Below are 16,063 nucleotides of genomic sequence, written 5' to 3'. Positions count from 1 at the left end.
ATCAGGCAGCCTTCGCCATGCGGCCCATGTCGTCGCAGGCCATGGCGCAACGGCGGCACAATTCGGCACAGGCCGCCATGCGCTCATCGCCGATATGGTCGCACGCGGTGGCGCAGGCTTCACAGATAGCGGCACAGGCCGCGCAGACGACCATATGCAGGTGCGATCCGCGCGTCATGAAGTCGGCGGAGACCTGGCAGATTTCGATACAGTCGGTCATCGCCTTGACATGCTCGGGCGCAATATGTTCGCCGCCCATGGTGAGGCAATATTGGTAGAGGGTTTCCTGGCAGGTCGCCCGGCATTCCCAGCACAGCTGGATGCAGTTGGTCATCGGATCGTCGCTTGTCATCACACACCTCATGGAAGTTGCATGTTGAATAGGCGAACACAGATGAGGATGCAGCGCTGAACAAGCGGCCACAGATAAGGAAGGCGTAAGGCGCCTATATCAAGCGGCGCGTAACAGGCGGCTGGCTTCGCCGGCCTGATCGAGTTTCAGCGAGGGAATGGCAGCAATCATCGGCTTCAATTGCGCCAGGGAAGCCGGTTTTATCATATAGCCGGCGGCGCCGAGATCGGAGGCGCGGCGCAGGTCGTCCTCGTAGGTCGAGCCACTGCACATGACGACAACGGTCCGGTTGATCGTGTCGTCGCGCGCCATCTGCTCCATCATCTCGAAACCGTCCATGCCTGGCATGTTGATATCGAGTAGCAACAGATCGTAACTGTCGCCGCGGCTCTGGGCTTTGCGCAAGGCATCGAGCGCTTCCTGCCCGCCACGCGCCACCGACAGGTTGAACTCGCACTTGTCGCGGACCTGCAAAAAGACGCGTGTCAGTTCAACATCGGCTTCGCGGTCGTCGACCAGCAAGACGTTCGCCAATCGCCGGCCATTGCTGTCCGCCGGCCCCTGGATGGACAACGCATCGTCCGGAGACGGCACAGGGACGGGCTTTGGCAGGGCGAAATGGAAGCTTGCCCCCTCGCCCACGGTCGATTCACACCAGATGGAGCCGCCATGCAGGGCCATGATCTTGCGGCAGGTCGCGAGGCCGAGACCGGCACCTTCCTCGTTGAGATTCAGGCGCTTGAAAGGCATGAAAATGCGTTCCTGGTCGCTGCCTTCGAGGCCTGGGCCGTTGTCGCGCACGGTGATCCGCATGCGGTTGCCTTCGTCGTCGGCGGAGACATGGATGGCGACGCCCATCGGGCCGTGACGCAGGGCATTGGCGATCAGGTTCTGCAAGACCTGCATCATGTGGCCGCCGTGGGCTTCGACCTCAGGCAGGGGATCCGACGTGACCGTCGCCTCGCGGTCCACGATCAGCTGCGCCAGGTTGTCGGTCGCGGCCGCCAAGGCGCCATCCAGAGCAACCGGGCGTTTCTTGAGCCGCGACGGATCGTCGAGCTGGCTGTATTGAAAGACCGTGTCGACCAGCATGGCCATGCGATCGGACGCCTTGCGGATCAGCTCGAAATACATTTGCTTGGTTTCCGGCGGATCGTCATAATTGACGATCAGATCGGAAAAGGCGCGAACCGTGCGCACGGGCTCTTTCAGGTCGTGCGCCAGGGCACGCGCGAAGACTTCGAGCGACTCGTGCTGGGCGGCGATGCGTGCCTGTTGCGCCTGCAAGCTCTTGATCTTGTCCTGCAGTTCGGCAAACAGGCCGACATTTTCCCAAGCCACCGCGGTGACGTCGGCCAGGGCCTGCAAAACCTTGATTTCTTCGGGGCTTGGGATGTGCGATGTCGCCCAATAGGTAGCGATGGCGCCGAGGGGATCGGATCGGCGTATCGGCACGGCCGTCAGGCTGCGCGTCGTCTCCACATTATAGGCGCCGGGCTTGATCCATGGGTGATTGATAACGTCCTCGATGACAACGGGCTGGCGCGTTTCCATGGCCAGCCCCGTAATCGTCGAGGCAATCGGATAGCGCCTGCCCTTCCATACCTGGTCCGCGCCGGTCTGTTCGACGCAACGGCATTCGTCGCCCTCACGCAGGACGAAGGTGGCGCCGTCGGCGCCGGTCAGGGTGCGGGCAGCGTCGCCGACAATACGGGCCAGGGCGGGGACGTCCCGGGCCTGCGAAAGAGACTGAACCACACCGACCAGATGCTCCATGGCGCCGGCGTACCATGACGACGGCGCAGGCGATGCGGTGGTGGACTCTGGCTGAGTTTGATCGGTCATGACGAACATCCCTTGGGACGACGGGCACTGATACAGAGGTTACGCTAAGCCCAGCTTTGTTTACAAGTCACTAAAAACGGCGCGGAATGTTAAATATTTCAGATTGCATTTATGGTTAATCGCCACCGTGTCGCGATCCGCGAGTTTTTCGTCGAAAACCAAAGACTTCGCCAAAAGACTTAGCCTGGGGCGTCGCGCAGTTAAAGCTTGATCAATACTGCCCCTCTAAGCTGTGTGCGAACGGGTTCAGGGGCCTTGCATGATTACGGTTTTTCATCTTGTCAGCGGCCGCATTGCCGAAATGCAACTGGACCCGACCCATAACGTGCCTGACGAGCCGGTGTGGATCGACCTGATCAACCCGACCCAGGACGAGTTGCGTAATCTGCCGCAAAATCTCAATATCGCCCTGCCCTCGCGCGAAGAAATCTGGCGCAATCACGCCCTCAACCGCATGTATACGCGCGACGGTACCTCCTACATGACCGCGGCCCTCATCAACAATATCGAGGTGGCGCGCCCACAGACCAGCGCCATCACCTTTATCCTGACACCGGATTTCCTGATCACCATCCGCGATATCGACCCGCCGGCCTTTCTCGAATTCCAGGAACTGTTGCTGCTCAATCCGAAACGCTTCGTCACCAGCGCCGATGTCCTGGAAGGGCTGCTGGAACTAACCATCACCGATGTGGCGGTCGACCACGACCGCGTCATTAAGGGGCTGGACGGACTGTCGCAGCGCATTTTCGACGACAAGGCCTTCAACGGCCGCGACGGCAATCCGTCCCTGGTCATGCGCGGCGTGCTGAAAGAGTTGGGCTATGCCGCCGACCTGAATTCGAAGATCCACGAAAGCGTGCATAGCCTGCAGCGCCTGCTGACCTATTTCCGCGATGATCACAATCCCGGCAGCGTGGCCATCGTACGCGACGCTTCGCGGCTGATCAAGGATGCGCAGTCCCTATCCGATCAAACGGCCTTCCTCAACGACAAGATCAACTTCCAGCTCGAAACCAGTTTGGGGATGATCAATGTCGAGCAAAACATGATCGCCAAGATTCTGTCGGTCGTGGCGCTGATCTTCCTGCCGCCGTCCCTGGTCGTGGGTTTCTACGGCATGAACTTCGCTACCATGCCCGAATTGCACTGGCGTTACGGCTATGTCTTCGCGATCGGGGTGATGATCCTGTTCGCCGTCGCCCCCTATCTCGTTTTCCGCCATAAACGTTGGCTTTAAAGGGCTTTCCGCGGAGTCTTTAACCGGCCACAATCGGAGTGGCCGAGGCCTAACGCAAGAAAAACCGGCACTCCGAAAAGGGGCGAGAGATAGCGGCGCAAATGCCCATCTACGCGCTCTAGACCGTTGCTATAAAATACTCACTCCGATTGTCGCAAAACCGCCGGCGATTATGCCAGTTCGCCACCTAACGGTGTGAAATGGGCCGCTATCTTCGCGCCAGGCGCGCCGTCAAAATCACCAGACGCGCTCCGAATGAAAAATAACTATTAATAAAATCAATAATATATAAATTCGGAGCGCTGGGAAACGCAAATAAGGCGCCACGCCACTCCGAATCTATGGCCGGCGAGCACGCAGTTCCTGATTTCCGAACTCTGAAAAATCACCCCTTAAAACCTGCGCCAATCTGCGGAAAAAAACTGTCTTGATCGACGCCGGCCCTCGCGCACTGGTGATTTGAGAATCGCCGCTATCCGTGACAATCTCCTGGCATGGGCCTCTATTTTTCACATATCGAAACGCCTTTCGGCATGACGGCGGCGACGGTCGACGACGACGGTGCCCTGATCGAATTTACCTTCCTCAACGATATCATGAGCAATCACTGGTCACATTCGGGCCAGGCCGAGCATAATCCAAACAAGCTTCGCGATGTGACTCAGCAAGTGCATGATTTCTTTGACCGAAAGCTGACCGACTTCAACCTGCGTCTCAAGCCGCGCGGCACCGAATTTCAGCAAAAGGTTTGGCGTGCCCTATGCGACATTCCGTTCGGCGAAACCATCTCCTACCAACAACTGGCCGTAGCGGTCGGCGACATCAAGGCAACACAGGCCGTCGGCTCGGCCAATGGCAAGAACCCGATCGCGCTGATCATTCCGTGCCACCGCGTCATCGGCAAGAACGGCAGCCTGACCGGCTATGGCGGCGGCCTGCCGCTGAAGCGCAAGCTGCTCGACTTCGAGACGCCGCTACTGTTCTAGGATGATCTCGCCCTTGAAGTGGGATTGGATATAGGCTGTCAGATCGGCCGTCGATGTCGTCATACCTCCAAGGCCGACAACCAGTTCCGGATGCTTCTGCCAACGCGCGCACAGGCGATTGAAGGCATAGATTGGCATGGGGCCGAGATCCATGTCGCGGCCAGGCGTTGTTACTGCCTTGGGCTCAATGCGCACCATCCATTGCCAACCCTTGCGAAAGACCAGCAGACGTTCGATTTGGTGCCAGAGAACTGCGCCGCGCGTCAGCCGGCGATCGTGCAAACCTTGCGGCGTAAGGGTCAGGATATCTTTCGGGTTTAAAATGTCCCAAAGCTGCGTGGTGAACACGCCCAGCATGATCAGCCCCAACCCAGCCAGTTTGATCGTCGTGAGCGCAACTCTGACCGGCTCATATCCAGGAAATGGCCACGGCCGCAGCACCCATATCAGCAAGCCGACCAGAAGGACGCTGACGGCCATAACGATCAATGCATAGGTCAGGGTAAAGCGGGCTTTGAGCGTGTCCATGGCAGCGTTTTAGGTCGCCATATCGAGCTTGGCCACGGTGATCTGCAATCTCTCAACATTTGTAACGAGCAGCGACGCGGGCCGCGGGATAACCTTGTTTGACAAAATCGGAGGAAACAAGATGAGCCAACCTACCAGCCGCCGCGGCCTGTTGATCACCGCCATTGCCGGCGCCGCCATCGCGCCGCTCGCGGCTTGCACCCAAGAAGGGGCCGTCAATTGCGGAAAGGTCGCTCCGATAGAGACGGCACCAGCACCCATGATCGTCACCGATTGGATGTCGTGGCAGGGCGGCGTCGATCTGGCCGGCGTCACAGATCCGGCCTTTACCCAGCCCAATGTCATCGTTCACCTGGCCAATATGGTCCACACTCCGGCCGGTTCGGCGCCTTCAGGCATGGTATTGTTCCAACCCGATCCCAAGGCCGATCCGGTTGTCATGGGCTTCGTGTCCAGCGACGCCAAGCTGGCGGCCTGGTTCGGGCCGCATATCTTCGCCGGCACCCCATTTGAAAAAGCGCCTGCCCTGGTGGCCGAGATCACCATTACGGAAGCGACCGACGGCCACAGCGTCATGTCGAAGATCAAGGTTGCCGGCCATGTCTTTGAAGTTACATTCGAAAATCTCGGCACGCTTGGTACGGTCAATCGCCCCGCCGGTTCGCCCATGCCCTTTTCCCAAAACGGTCTAGAAGCCGTGGCCGGCCGGGTGATCCTTAAGGTCGACGGCCAGGAGGTCGCGGTTACCGTGCCCACCCTAGGCCTTTCGGGCGGCAATGGCGCCGTTTGGTCACCCGCAGGGATCTATGCGCGATGAAATACGGATTGGCGGCGTCTCTAATCCTGGTTCTTACGGCAAGCGCGGTACAGGCCAAGGCGCCTGTGCCCCCGCCGCCCACACCACCAACTGAGGTCATTGCGGCTGTCGCCGCCATGCGGGATGAGGACGCGCCGCCGCCGAATGCCAAGACCATCCGTCACTGGCTGCGCGACGGTACCTTGAAACCCGTTCACGTCACGCCGAATACCGCGCCGGACTGGTTGGTCGATACCGGCAAGGATTTCGGCATGGGCTGGTGCGGGACCGGCGGCTGCACTGTGCGTATTTGGTCGCAGGATGTTGACGGACATTACATCACGATCTTCGACAATCAGGTAATCGAATATCACTTGCGTTCTATCGCTGGAAAAACCTATTCGGGGCTGGATCTCGATTTCCACGGTGCGTTTTGCGGCCTGACCGGCTCGGACGACTGCTTCTGGGGCTTCGAATATGGCGAGCGCGCCGGTCATCCAGCTCTCATGTCGAGCACGCGCTACTTGAAGGCACCCACCCTGATGCCCGATATGGTGCCACAAGCGGTCGACCCAGGCTCGGTTATTCCGATAGACACGCCGATTGCCATCACCGACTTGGTTCACAATCAAGAGGCGGTCTGTATAAAATGGCAGGGTACGCTTGATGAAGACCGCCTGGTCACCCGCCTGCCCGATCTCAATGGTGACGGGGTCGAGGAATGGACCTATGCCGGGCGGAACAGCTATTGCAGCTTCGACGACCTGGATGACGGATCACCATCGCCCGCTCAGGATGCTTATTCGGCGGTTGATACCTGCACCATACTTGATTGCCGGTCGATCGCCTGGTTGTCGCGGCGCGAACCGGATAGAACGCTCACTTGGCATGAAGCCGATTGGGACCAAAGCAAGACGCACGCTTACCTGTTCTCCCCCGGCAAGGCGACCGTGGTCTATGAAGTCGACGGCCCAACCGGGATGATCGCCGAGGACACCGAGGCGTGCAGCATCTTTCACCTCGACAATTGCACCAAGGGCGAGATTTCGCTGTCGCCAAAGCCGTAAGAGTCGCCTAAATTGCGCCGACTCTTACGCGGGCTTTGGACATGAAAACGGTAATCTTGGCGGCCTTGGCCGTGGTCGCGCTGGCCGGCTGCAACAAGGCAGCGGACAATGATGGTGGCCAAACCATGGTGATGGCCGAACCGGCGGACTATACGCCAGCGGAAAAGGCAGCCATTCAGGCGACCTTCCCGGCGCCGTACAATACGGCCGACCTGGCGGAGGGCGAGAAGCAGTTCATGAAATGCCGCGCCTGCCACACCATCACCTCGGACAAGATGAACATGACCGGGCCGCATCTGTACAGCCTCTTCGGTCGTAAATCCGGCACCGAACCGGGTTATACCTTCTCCGACGCCATGACTGCGCATAATACGGTATGGGACTTCGACAGCCTGAACACCTATCTCGAAAGCCCGCAAACCGTCGTCAAAGGGACCAAGATGAGCTTCATGGGTATCCCGGACGAGGCCAAACGCCACGCCCTGATCGCCTATCTCAAGCTGGAAACGACACCGCGAGCGCCCTCGGACGCCACGTCGGCTTCGGAAACCGCTTCAAGCCACTAAGCGTCGTAGCCCGGCGACTCACGCGCCAGTTTACGCAATAGGCCGGGCCACACCAGAACGCCGACAAAGCCAACTCCGCCGGATAGTGGCGCCACGTTGTCCTGAACGTCCTGACCGACCTCGATCAGCCCGTCGCGGCCGATGCTGAGCGCCACGACCTGCTGGCGACAGGCCTGTTCAAGGAAATACATAATGGTGAAAGCCTCGGCGGCGGAGGTGCCCCAAGTCAGGGTGCCATGGTTGCGCAACATCAGGGCCTTTTTCGTGCCGATATCATCGACAATGCGCTGGCGTTCGGCGAGATCCAGCGCCACGCCTTCATAATCGTGATAACCCAATTGCGGCCGTAGCAGCAAAGCGTTCTGCGTCAAGGGCAGCAGGCCTTCCTTGTGCACCGAAACCGCCGTCATATGGTCCGTGTGCAGGTGGATGACGTAATGCGCGTCTTTCAAAGCGCCGTGGATGGCGCTGTGGATGGTGAAGCCGGCGGGATTGATCATCGCCTTGTTGTCGCCAACGGCATTACCATCGATATCGATCTTGACCAGATCGGAAGCGGTCATCTCATTGAAAAATGTACCGTAGGGATTGATCAGGAAGTGATCGACGGCGGCCGGCGCATAGTTTCCGTCAGCTTGTTTGACCAGAGAATCCGCAGCCGGCACGCGGGCGGAAATATGGGTGAAGATCAGATCATCCCAGCCATAGAGCGCCACAAGGCGATAGAGCGCTGCCAGGTCGCAGCGAATCTTCCATTCGCTTTCGGTGATATGCGCGCGAAGCGGGCTTTGATCGTCGTGAGGCATTGTAACATTTCCTGGGCGGCGTTTCCTGTTTTGCCGTCAGTATGTTGCCGAACACGTCAAGTTTGCAACCGGTTTTTGCAGGGGAGCGCGCGCTCAGGCAGGCTTTACAAACAAGCGGCCTTCATAGACCCGCTCAATGAGCACGCGGTCCTTGCCCGACAGCGGCGCCTCGGAATGCCCGTTCAATACCGCCGGCCATTCGACTCCGTCGAACATGACGCGGCCGGTACGCTCACCGCCGGCGACCAGTTCGAAGCCGCTCAACACGTCGGCCTGCTTGCCCAACATGCGGGCGTGCGGGTCGTTGATGTCGCTGCCATGATGTTTGACCGTGAGAAAACGCCGTGTGAGCAAGGCGGTGATGACGCTCAGGATAGCGAAGGTCAGGGTCTGGAGCACGAAGCCGAACGGCAAACCGGTCAGGCACACCACCGCCACCAGGCCGGCGGAAGCCGCCGACCACAACAGCCATTGAGTGCCGAGGAAGGTCTCGACTCCCAACAACAGGATGCCGAAGGTCAGCCATATCCAGAAAGCCTGGACGTTCATCGGCCCCATCATCAGGATCGAAGAGATGTCAGACATGAAATCCTCCCTGCAAACCTATGATTATGCCGATTTTTTGGCTGAAGGTGATGGCGCCTTGGGGGCATCCGTCGCGACCGATTTCACCAGTTCCGAGACACCGGCCACCATGCCGGCCAGGGACGACATGTCCGCGGGCATGATCAAGGTCTTGGTGCTGGAGGATTCGGCGAACTTGCCGAAGGCTTCGACATATTTCTGCGCCACGAAATAGTTGATGGCGTTGATATCGCCCTTGGCAATGGCCTGGCTGACCATGTCGGTCGCCTTGGCTTCGGCCTCGGCGGAGCGTTCGCGCGCTTCGGCGTCGCGAAAGGCGGCTTCGCGGCGGCCTTCCGCCTGAAGAACCGCCGACTGCTTGGAGCCTTCGGCGCGGGCAATCGCGGCCTGCTTGTCACCGTCCGCTTCGATGATCAGGGCACGGCGTTCGCGCTCGGCCTTCATCTGGCGCGCCATCGAATCGGTGATGTCGTGCGGCGGCTTGAGGTCCTTGATTTCGATACGGTTGACCTTGACACCCCAGGGCGACGTGGCGTGGTCGATGACGTTCAGCAGCCGCGAATTGATGGCATCGCGTTGCGACAGGACTTCATCCAATTCCATCGAACCGACAACTGTCCGTAAATTGGTCATGGCCAACTGAGTGATGGCATTGTCGAGGTTATCGACACGGTACGCCGCTAGCGCCGCGTCCATGACCTGGGTGAAGACGATGCCGTCGACGCGGACGACGACATTGTCCTTGGTGATGACTTCCTGCTGCGGTACGTCGAACACGCGCTCCATGACATTGACCTTGCGGCCGATCGCTTCAACAAAAGGTGTCAAGAAGGCAATGCCGGGCTTCAGGGTTCGCGTGTAACGTCCGAAGTTTTCGATCGTAAATTCAAAGCCTTGTGGCACGATCTTGACAATGCTGAACAACAGCATGATGCCAAGCACGACGGCGATAAAACCAATAACGAGAAATGCGCTGGATAGCATAAGGTTCGGGCCTCCCCCTGAGAACACCCCACTGAGATGGGGACTCGTTGCGTAGCCACAAGCCTACAACCTTTTGCCTGTTATTCAACTCATCGTTATTGAACCGCGCTGGTCGCCAACTCGTCGATCTCTTGCGTTGATTCGGCCGCGTGGAGGTGCAACATGTCGGTGACCGTCTCGACCAACTTGTCCATCAGGATCGGCTTGGAGATGTGCGCATCCATGCCAGCCGCGTGACAGGCTTCGACCTGGTCCTGCATGGCATCGGCAGTCAGGGCAATGATCGGCACATGCTTGCCGGGCGCTTCATTGGCGCGGAAAATGCGGGTGGCTTCAAGCCCCCCCATTTTCGGCATGTTGAGATCCATCAATACTAGGTCGAAGCGCGACATGTCGGCATTGAGGGCCTCCTGGCCATCGACGGCTTCGGTAATAACGAAACCGAACGGTTCCAGGAACAGGCGCACGACCTTACGATTTACCGGGTGGTCGTCGACCAGCAGTATCTGCATGCCGGGCATGTCGCTCTTATCGGAAACGGTCAAGGCCGGCATCGCATCAGCAGCGGGATTATGGGCAACTTCGCCGGCGATAAAGGTCATGACGAAGGACGAACCCTCTCCTTCCGTGCTGGTCACGCTCAGGCCGCCGCCCATCAGTTCCGACAAGCGCCGGCTGATACTGAGGCCCAGGCCCGAACCACCGTATTTGCGCGCGGTGCCGGCATCGGCCTGGGCATAGGCGTCGAACAGCTTGTCGATAGTCGCCTGACTCATGCCGATACCGGTATCGCGGACCTCGCAGCGTACCAAATAACCACCGTCGGGGATGATTGGCTCAGCGCGCACGATGATCTTGACCGAGCCTTTTTCGGTAAATTTCAAAGCGTTGGACACAAGGTTCGACAAGCATTGATAGACGCGCAGGACGTCGAACGACATGGTCTCGGTGGCGCCTTCGGTCAGTTCGTAACGCAGGGATACGTCCTTGCCATTGAGCAGCGAACTGTAGGTATTGATGACGCGTTCGACCATGTCGTTCATATTGGCCGGCGTCGGCGCCAGTTCGATCTTGCCCGCCTCGATACGCGACATGTCGAGGACGTCGTTTAGCAAGGTCAGCAGGGTCTGGCCGGAATCGACCAGGATATCGACCTGTTCGCGCTGGTTATCGGTCAGGCTTTCCTGCTTCAAGGCCTGGGCCATGCCCAGAACACCATTCAACGGCGTACGCAGTTCGTGGCTCATAACCGCCAGGAAGCGCGACTTGGCAGCATTGGCGGCTTGGGCATGCTCATGGGCGTCCTTGAGATGCCACTGCATGCGGCGCATGCGCACCACCCACAGGGCGCCACCGACGACGATAACGGCCAATAACAGAGCGATCAGGCCGGCGGCGCCAAGCAGCAACTGCCCCATCTGAACCTGTTTGGCCAGCAACGCGCTTTCGGCATTCTTGCGGTCCAGTTCCTTGCGCAAGGTGCTGTACATGTCGCTTATGGCGGCGACGCGCCGGGTTTCGGCCTTACGCGCGAAATCGGTCGACCAGTCGCTGAGATCGTGGAAGGCCGCTCCCGTGTCGCCGTCACCGGCTTTCAACCAGGCGCCGATGTAGGCGTCGAAAGACGGATCACGGGGATAGACATTTTCTGGTACCGCGTGCAACCGGGCGAGAAAGTAGCGAGCATGCTGGACATCGCCCAGCCGGGAATAGGCCCGCGTTAACAGACGCAATACAACGGCGTCATGTGGCCCTGTCACGGTCTTTTCGGTGACTGTAGTCGATGTTTTCAGGCAATCGACAACAGCCGCATATTTCTCCGCCAAGTCAGCGACCGAGGCGCACAGTTCGGCATCCCACGGCTTCAAATCCGCAACGTCGTATTGGCGCACATATCCTGCGAACAGCTTCTGGAGATGGTCTGCCAAGGCCATGTCGTTGTCATTGGCTGCGAACAAAGCCTGTTCATAGAGCATATCCATCTTCTGTTGGAAGAAGGCATTTTTGCCGGACAGGCGCGCCATGGCCAGGATGTGGTCGGCATAGGCGTCGTAATCACCGACCCGCATCATGCTGTAAGCCAGGGTTTGTTGGGCGACGCTGAGCAGGCCTTCGGCCGGCTTGCCTTCCGCCTGCAAGCGGTTGACCAAGCTGTCACCAATGTCGATCGCCTCTGCCCAATTGACGGCATATTGGTACTGACGCTCGCGCTCCAGTGTGGCAATGTTCTGGATAGCATGGTCAGGGACAGTCAGATAAATGTTCCACTCACGCTCGGTCAAGCTGCTGAAATTATTGCTCTCGTTCTCATAGGCCTGGAGCATGAAACGCGCCAGCAAGTCGAGATTGCTATCGCCGTCCTTCAGAGCCAGCGCCGCCAGACGATCATGCCACTGTTGTAGCCTGTCCTCGTTTTGATTGTTCTTGTAGGTGTATAATACACGCCAAAGGGCATAGATGCGTTCGTCGCCGGACAGGGTCATGGCGTGCTGACCGTAGGATTCGACTTCGTTTTCGTCATAAACGAAGGGCTTGCCTGCGATAATATCGTAGGCCGCCACCAGTTTTTTCTGATACGGCGTCGCTTCGGCGACGGCAGGGGTGGGCTCTGCGGCATTGGCCGGATGGGCAAGGGGCAAGCACGCGCAAAAAATTGCAGCCAGAAAGCCTGTCACCAGGTTTTTGACCGCGTCGCGGACCCTAACGCTTGAGCGACCCATGCCGGCTCCCGTGATTCTTAGGCACCTACTAAGTCACAAAGACCTTAGTATTCGCTTAAATCATCGAAAGGGCGGTATTATTCAGCCTTGAAGGAAGTTCCAAACGCAAAAAAACGGACAGAACTCAGCGCCCTGCCCGTCTTTCACCAATTTGTGCCCTGTTGCTACCGCGTGGCCAAGGGCCCGGCGGCAGGTTACAGACCATCTGCGCCGACTTAGTGACAAGCGTCCTTAAGCGGGTTGCAGATCGTCGGGAAGGCAAGCGCTGAGGTGGCGACGACAGCGGCACCGGTGAATGCCGCGAACAGAGCGACGGCCACAACAAACTTCTTCATAAGCTACTCCTAAAAAACTACCAAAACCAATCGATGCCAGCATTTTGCCGGCGCTTTTTTGTAGGTCCGCACTGCGGGGGGCGGCCGGGGATTATCCCAGGCCGGAGACTTTTGCGCGGAAACGACAGGTGCAAAGATGCCGGGGCAAGGTTCCACATATCGTTAATTTTGTGTTAACACGAAATGAGAATTCCCGCAAGGCGCGATATTGCCAAGATATGAACGGAAACCGATTGCAAGCAGGGTTAGCGCCAAATGTCACAGTCGGCCGAAGCAAAAAAGCAACAACCTGTTAATGAAGGTGGTTAACGGGAAAAGTTAACGTGATCTCTGAAGTACGTCACGCAGGTCGTCGCGGGTTACCGCAGCCAAAGCATCTTCGAAAGACATAAAGCATGCGTCATCGGCATCATCGCCCGCGACGGGCTCCCCCGCCAACCAGTCGGCGGCATAGTCGATCAGCACGTAGTGAAAAGCATCGTCGATGATTTCGTATACGTCGACCAGGTGCGAGATCGTCGCGGTGACACCTGTTTCTTCAAGCAATTCCCGCAAGGCTGCGGCATGCAGAGTTTCGCCGGCATGGACCTTACCACCGGGAATCGACCATTCGCCCTGACGCGGCGCCCTGCCCCGACGAATCAGCAAAACTTCATCGCCCCGCCGGCAAACGACACCAACGGCCGGCACTGGACGTAAGCCTGACTGCGCGCTGCCTTCAATTATTGTCGCTTGCAATATGCGCACCTCTCGCTTAACGCAACCCCAGCCATCTTATATCAACGGTCATAAGCATGACAGTTGATATAAGCTTTTCTTGAGCTCAAGCGCCGCATGGCTCCTCGCATAAGCTCGGGCGGGCACTTGCCCGCAGCCAACGGCGATGAGTCAGCCTCATGCGCCGCTGGTATTAATACAGGTTAAGCCTATGTCCACGCCCGCTTTTGCTACCGATGTACCGCCCGTGTCGCCCGAAGTGATCGCTCAGATCAAGGCGGTCGTCGGCGAAGCCGGCTTCAGCGAAGACGCCATGCGGGTGGACCCGAAACTGACGGAATGGCGCGGCAAGTGGAAAGGACATACTCCCCTGCTCGTCTTGCCGAAAACGACCGCGGAAGTCGCCGCCGTAGTCAAGATATGCTTCGACAATCATGTTGCCATTACGCCGCAGGGCGGCAATACCGGCCTGGTTGGCGGCCAGATTCCGTTCGGCGAAATCCTGATCTCGCTGGAACGCATGAAGACCGTGCGCGATGTCGCCCCGACCGACGATACCATGGTCCTCGAATCGGGCCTGAGCCTGCTCGAAGCCCAGCAGGTCGCCGAAAAGGCCGGGCGCTATTTCCCGCTGTCGCTCGCCGCCGAAGGTACCGCCACGGTCGGCGGCGTCATTTCGACCAATGCCGGCGGAACGGCCGTCCTGCGTTACGGCGTTACACGTGACCTGGTCTCGGGCCTCGAAGTCGTCCTGCCCAATGGCGAGGTCTTCCATGGCCTAAAGCGCCTGCGCAAGGACAATACCGGCTACGACCTGAAGCACATGTTCATCGGCGCCGAAGGCACGCTGGGTATCATCACCGCTGCGTCGTTGAAGCTGTTTCCCATCATGAATTCACGCTCAACCGCGATCGTCGCCTTCGAGACAGCGCAAAAGGCCATCGACCTGCTGGTTCGCGCCAAACAGGAAACCGGCGGCCAGGTCGAGGCGTTCGAGTTGATGGGCCGGTACGGCCTGTCCCTCGTGCTCAAGAATATCCCCGATACGCGCGAACCGCTGGAAGCCGAATATCCATGGTACGCTCTCATCGAAGTCGCTTCAGGCGATCCGGACGGTGCTGCCGGTTCAATGGAGCGTCTGTTGGGCGCCGCTTTCGAGGAGGAACTGATCCTCGACGCCGTCATCGCCCAGAACGAGACCCAGGCGGCCGAATTCTGGCGCCTGCGTGAAGATCATTCTGCGGCCGAAAAGGTCGAGGGCGCGGCGTGGAAGCACGACATCTCCGTGCCCCTCTCACGCATGGCTGACTATATGGAAGAAGGAAAGCAGGCCATCGAAGCCTTCCTGCCGGGGGCACGTCTCGTGGCCTTTGGTCACGTCGGCGACGGCAACGTCCATTTCAACGTCATTCTGCCCGTCGGCATGGACCCTGCCGAGTTCAACGCCATGCGCGACGCCGGCGCCAAGGTCGTACACGATCTGGCGCACAAATATGAGGGCTCGATTTCGGCGGAACATGGCCTAGGCCGCATGAAGACCGAGGAAGCGTTGCAATATAAGGACCCGGTGGCGGTGGCGGCGATGCAGGCGGTGCGCGCGGCGCTCGACCCCAAGCGCATCATGAACCCGCACGTGCTGTTTTAGGCGCCCAATCTTTTAAGCACTCAGTCTTTTAGGCACTCAGGGCCTGGTCTTCGATTTCGCCGCTTTCGCTCTTGGCCCGGATAACACCCGCGACAGTGCGCAACATTTCCGGCATCATGAACGGTTTCGGCAACAAGGCCTCGGCACCCGCGGCCTGGGCCGCCGCCAAGACATGCATGGCGGTAATCTTGGCATCGACCGCTTCGGACGTCGCGATAACATGGACGTGCGGGAAATCCTTGCGTATCTGGCCGATGCCTTCGATACCGCCGATGCCCGGGATCAGGATCGCCGTCAGCACGACATCGATCAGACCGAGATTGTGGTCGAAGAAGGCGTCCTCCATATTGGCCGCCCACGACACCTTATAGCCGACCTGTTTCAGCACATTGCAAACGTCGCGCGCCAGGCCGGTGTCGTCTTCAACGACCAGGATGTGATTTTCCTTCATGCGGGCGCGGTGATAGCTGTTGGTGTCGGCCAGCAGGGTCTTCAGCTTGTCGGGCGTAAACGGTTTCGGCATGATGAAGTCGGCGCCGGCCATGCGCGCCAGGTTGCCGGTCGAATTGGCATTATTTCCGCGATGACCATTGTCGGCCATAATGGCTAATGGCGCGTCGTGGGCCTGTTCGCGAATCTGGTTGACGATCTGCATGGTGCTGGCGCCATCGACATAGGCGTCGAACAACAGCAGATGATAGCGGCTGGATTTAAGAAGCTTGATCGCCATGCGCTGATCGAAGCTCAGCACGGACGTCCACTTCTGGGCGTTCAGCATCGTCGAAATGCGTTGGGCCTGATCCCTGTTTTCATCGAGAACAAGAACACTACCCAGGCTCATTTAGCGCTCCCCAAGCGGATCAAGCTGTTTTTAAACTTTCCGCGTATCGA

At 58.7% G+C, this 16,063-nt stretch carries 15 protein-coding genes; 6 read left to right on the top strand and 9 right to left on the bottom strand.

Features of this window, described 5'->3' with window-relative positions; genetic code table 11:
- Position 1: 1 nt before the first annotated feature.
- Entirely contained in the window at positions 2 to 352 is a 351-nt protein-coding gene (locus tag AC1DX3_RS16995) for a four-helix bundle copper-binding protein (RefSeq protein WP_476990509.1), read from the bottom strand.
- A 99-nt stretch (positions 353 to 451) separates the two neighbouring features.
- Positions 452 to 2,197 carry an ATP-binding protein gene (locus AC1DX3_RS16990; RefSeq protein WP_476990508.1) on the bottom strand — a complete coding sequence of 582 codons (1,746 nt, stop codon included), beginning with the start codon at positions 2,195 to 2,197 and terminating at the stop codon, positions 452 to 454.
- Between the two features lie 259 nt (positions 2,198 to 2,456).
- Between AC1DX3_RS16990 and AC1DX3_RS16985 the strand changes: the two genes are divergently transcribed.
- Together AC1DX3_RS16985 and AC1DX3_RS16980 are read left to right on the top strand one after the other, a co-directional pair.
- Positions 2,457 to 3,437 carry a magnesium transporter CorA family protein gene (locus AC1DX3_RS16985; RefSeq protein ID WP_476990507.1) on the top strand — a complete coding sequence of 327 codons (981 nt, stop codon included), beginning with the start codon at positions 2,457 to 2,459 and terminating at the stop codon, positions 3,435 to 3,437.
- A 494-nt stretch (positions 3,438 to 3,931) separates the two neighbouring features.
- Positions 3,932 to 4,423 carry a methylated-DNA--[protein]-cysteine S-methyltransferase gene (locus tag AC1DX3_RS16980; protein WP_476990506.1) on the top strand — a complete coding sequence of 164 codons (492 nt, stop codon included), beginning with the start codon at positions 3,932 to 3,934 and terminating at the stop codon, positions 4,421 to 4,423.
- Here AC1DX3_RS16980 and AC1DX3_RS16975 read toward each other — a convergent pair.
- On the bottom strand, positions 4,412 to 4,951 hold the full coding sequence (locus AC1DX3_RS16975; RefSeq protein ID WP_476990505.1) for a hypothetical protein: 540 nt from the start codon (positions 4,949 to 4,951) through the stop codon (positions 4,412 to 4,414). The genes AC1DX3_RS16980 and AC1DX3_RS16975 overlap by 12 nt on opposite strands.
- A gap of 121 nt (positions 4,952 to 5,072) precedes the next feature.
- Between AC1DX3_RS16975 and AC1DX3_RS16970 the strand changes: the two genes are divergently transcribed.
- From AC1DX3_RS16970 to AC1DX3_RS16960, 3 genes are read left to right on the top strand one after another with little or no spacing between them, the layout of a single operon-like run.
- Positions 5,073 to 5,768 (top strand): hypothetical protein, encoded by a 696-nt coding sequence (locus tag AC1DX3_RS16970; protein WP_476990504.1) that lies wholly within the window; start codon positions 5,073 to 5,075, stop codon positions 5,766 to 5,768.
- Complete coding sequence (locus AC1DX3_RS16965) at positions 5,765 to 6,814, top strand: hypothetical protein (protein ID WP_476990503.1); 1,050 nt, start codon at positions 5,765 to 5,767, stop codon at positions 6,812 to 6,814. The genes AC1DX3_RS16970 and AC1DX3_RS16965 overlap by 4 nt, the downstream gene beginning before the upstream one ends.
- 41 nt (positions 6,815 to 6,855) lie before the next feature.
- A complete protein-coding gene (locus tag AC1DX3_RS16960; RefSeq protein ID WP_476990502.1) occupies positions 6,856 to 7,380 on the top strand; it encodes a c-type cytochrome in 525 nt (174 codons plus the stop codon).
- Here AC1DX3_RS16960 and AC1DX3_RS16955 read toward each other — a convergent pair.
- The 5 genes from AC1DX3_RS16955 to AC1DX3_RS16935 all read right to left on the bottom strand — a co-directional run bounded on the left by AC1DX3_RS16955 (position 7,377) and on the right by AC1DX3_RS16935 (position 13,500).
- Positions 7,377 to 8,186, bottom strand: a complete 810-nt coding sequence (locus AC1DX3_RS16955; protein ID WP_476990501.1) for a class II aldolase/adducin family protein — start codon at positions 8,184 to 8,186, stop codon at positions 7,377 to 7,379. The two genes, AC1DX3_RS16960 and AC1DX3_RS16955, sit on opposite strands and share 4 nt — an antisense overlap.
- 93 nt (positions 8,187 to 8,279) lie before the next feature.
- Complete coding sequence (locus AC1DX3_RS16950; RefSeq protein ID WP_476990500.1) at positions 8,280 to 8,771, bottom strand: NfeD family protein; 492 nt, start codon at positions 8,769 to 8,771, stop codon at positions 8,280 to 8,282.
- 24 nt (positions 8,772 to 8,795) lie between these two features.
- A complete protein-coding gene (locus AC1DX3_RS16945; protein WP_476990551.1) occupies positions 8,796 to 9,701 on the bottom strand; it encodes an SPFH domain-containing protein in 906 nt (301 codons plus the stop codon).
- Positions 9,702 to 9,850: 149 nt separating this feature from the next.
- Complete coding sequence (locus AC1DX3_RS16940; RefSeq protein ID WP_476990499.1) at positions 9,851 to 12,394, bottom strand: ATP-binding protein; 2,544 nt, start codon at positions 12,392 to 12,394, stop codon at positions 9,851 to 9,853.
- 734 nt (positions 12,395 to 13,128) lie between these two features.
- Positions 13,129 to 13,500 carry an NUDIX hydrolase gene (locus tag AC1DX3_RS16935; protein WP_476990498.1) on the bottom strand — a complete coding sequence of 124 codons (372 nt, stop codon included), beginning with the start codon at positions 13,498 to 13,500 and terminating at the stop codon, positions 13,129 to 13,131.
- Positions 13,501 to 13,738: 238 nt separating this feature from the next.
- Here AC1DX3_RS16935 and AC1DX3_RS16930 point away from each other — a divergent pair, with 238 nt between their 5' ends.
- Entirely contained in the window at positions 13,739 to 15,172 is a 1,434-nt protein-coding gene (locus tag AC1DX3_RS16930) for an FAD-binding oxidoreductase (protein WP_476990497.1), read from the top strand.
- A gap of 28 nt (positions 15,173 to 15,200) precedes the next feature.
- Here the strand turns inward: AC1DX3_RS16930 and AC1DX3_RS16925 are convergent, their stop codons facing one another.
- Positions 15,201 to 16,013 (bottom strand): response regulator, encoded by an 813-nt coding sequence (locus AC1DX3_RS16925; RefSeq protein WP_476990496.1) that lies wholly within the window; start codon positions 16,011 to 16,013, stop codon positions 15,201 to 15,203.
- Positions 16,014 to 16,063: the final 50 nt, after the last annotated feature.

This window comes from Asticcacaulis sp. P2_B1 (assembly GCF_056404915.1).
The sequence above is the reverse complement of the archived record's forward strand: the minus strand, read 5'-3'. Positions and strand labels throughout refer to the sequence as shown.

What these genes read in the sequence shown, in the direction of transcription:
- AC1DX3_RS16995 (WP_476990509.1), bottom strand. Translation starts at nt 352, where the DNA reads ATGACAAGCGACGATCCGATGACCAACTGCATCCAGCTGTGCTGGGAA.
- AC1DX3_RS16990 (WP_476990508.1), bottom strand. Translation starts at nt 2,197, where the DNA reads ATGACCGATCAAACTCAGCCAGAGTCCACCACCGCATCGCCTGCGCCG.
- AC1DX3_RS16985 (WP_476990507.1), top strand. Translation starts at nt 2,457, where the DNA reads ATGATTACGGTTTTTCATCTTGTCAGCGGCCGCATTGCCGAAATGCAA.
- AC1DX3_RS16980 (WP_476990506.1), top strand. Translation starts at nt 3,932, where the DNA reads ATGGGCCTCTATTTTTCACATATCGAAACGCCTTTCGGCATGACGGCG.
- AC1DX3_RS16975 (WP_476990505.1), bottom strand. Translation starts at nt 4,951, where the DNA reads ATGGACACGCTCAAAGCCCGCTTTACCCTGACCTATGCATTGATCGTT.
- AC1DX3_RS16970 (WP_476990504.1), top strand. Translation starts at nt 5,073, where the DNA reads ATGAGCCAACCTACCAGCCGCCGCGGCCTGTTGATCACCGCCATTGCC.
- AC1DX3_RS16965 (WP_476990503.1), top strand. Translation starts at nt 5,765, where the DNA reads ATGAAATACGGATTGGCGGCGTCTCTAATCCTGGTTCTTACGGCAAGC.
- AC1DX3_RS16960 (WP_476990502.1), top strand. Translation starts at nt 6,856, where the DNA reads ATGAAAACGGTAATCTTGGCGGCCTTGGCCGTGGTCGCGCTGGCCGGC.
- AC1DX3_RS16955 (WP_476990501.1), bottom strand. Translation starts at nt 8,186, where the DNA reads ATGCCTCACGACGATCAAAGCCCGCTTCGCGCGCATATCACCGAAAGC.
- AC1DX3_RS16950 (WP_476990500.1), bottom strand. Translation starts at nt 8,771, where the DNA reads ATGTCTGACATCTCTTCGATCCTGATGATGGGGCCGATGAACGTCCAG.
- AC1DX3_RS16945 (WP_476990551.1), bottom strand. Translation starts at nt 9,701, where the DNA reads ATGCTGTTGTTCAGCATTGTCAAGATCGTGCCACAAGGCTTTGAATTT.
- AC1DX3_RS16930 (WP_476990497.1), top strand. Translation starts at nt 13,739, where the DNA reads ATGTCCACGCCCGCTTTTGCTACCGATGTACCGCCCGTGTCGCCCGAA.
- AC1DX3_RS16925 (WP_476990496.1), bottom strand. Translation starts at nt 16,013, where the DNA reads ATGAGCCTGGGTAGTGTTCTTGTTCTCGATGAAAACAGGGATCAGGCC.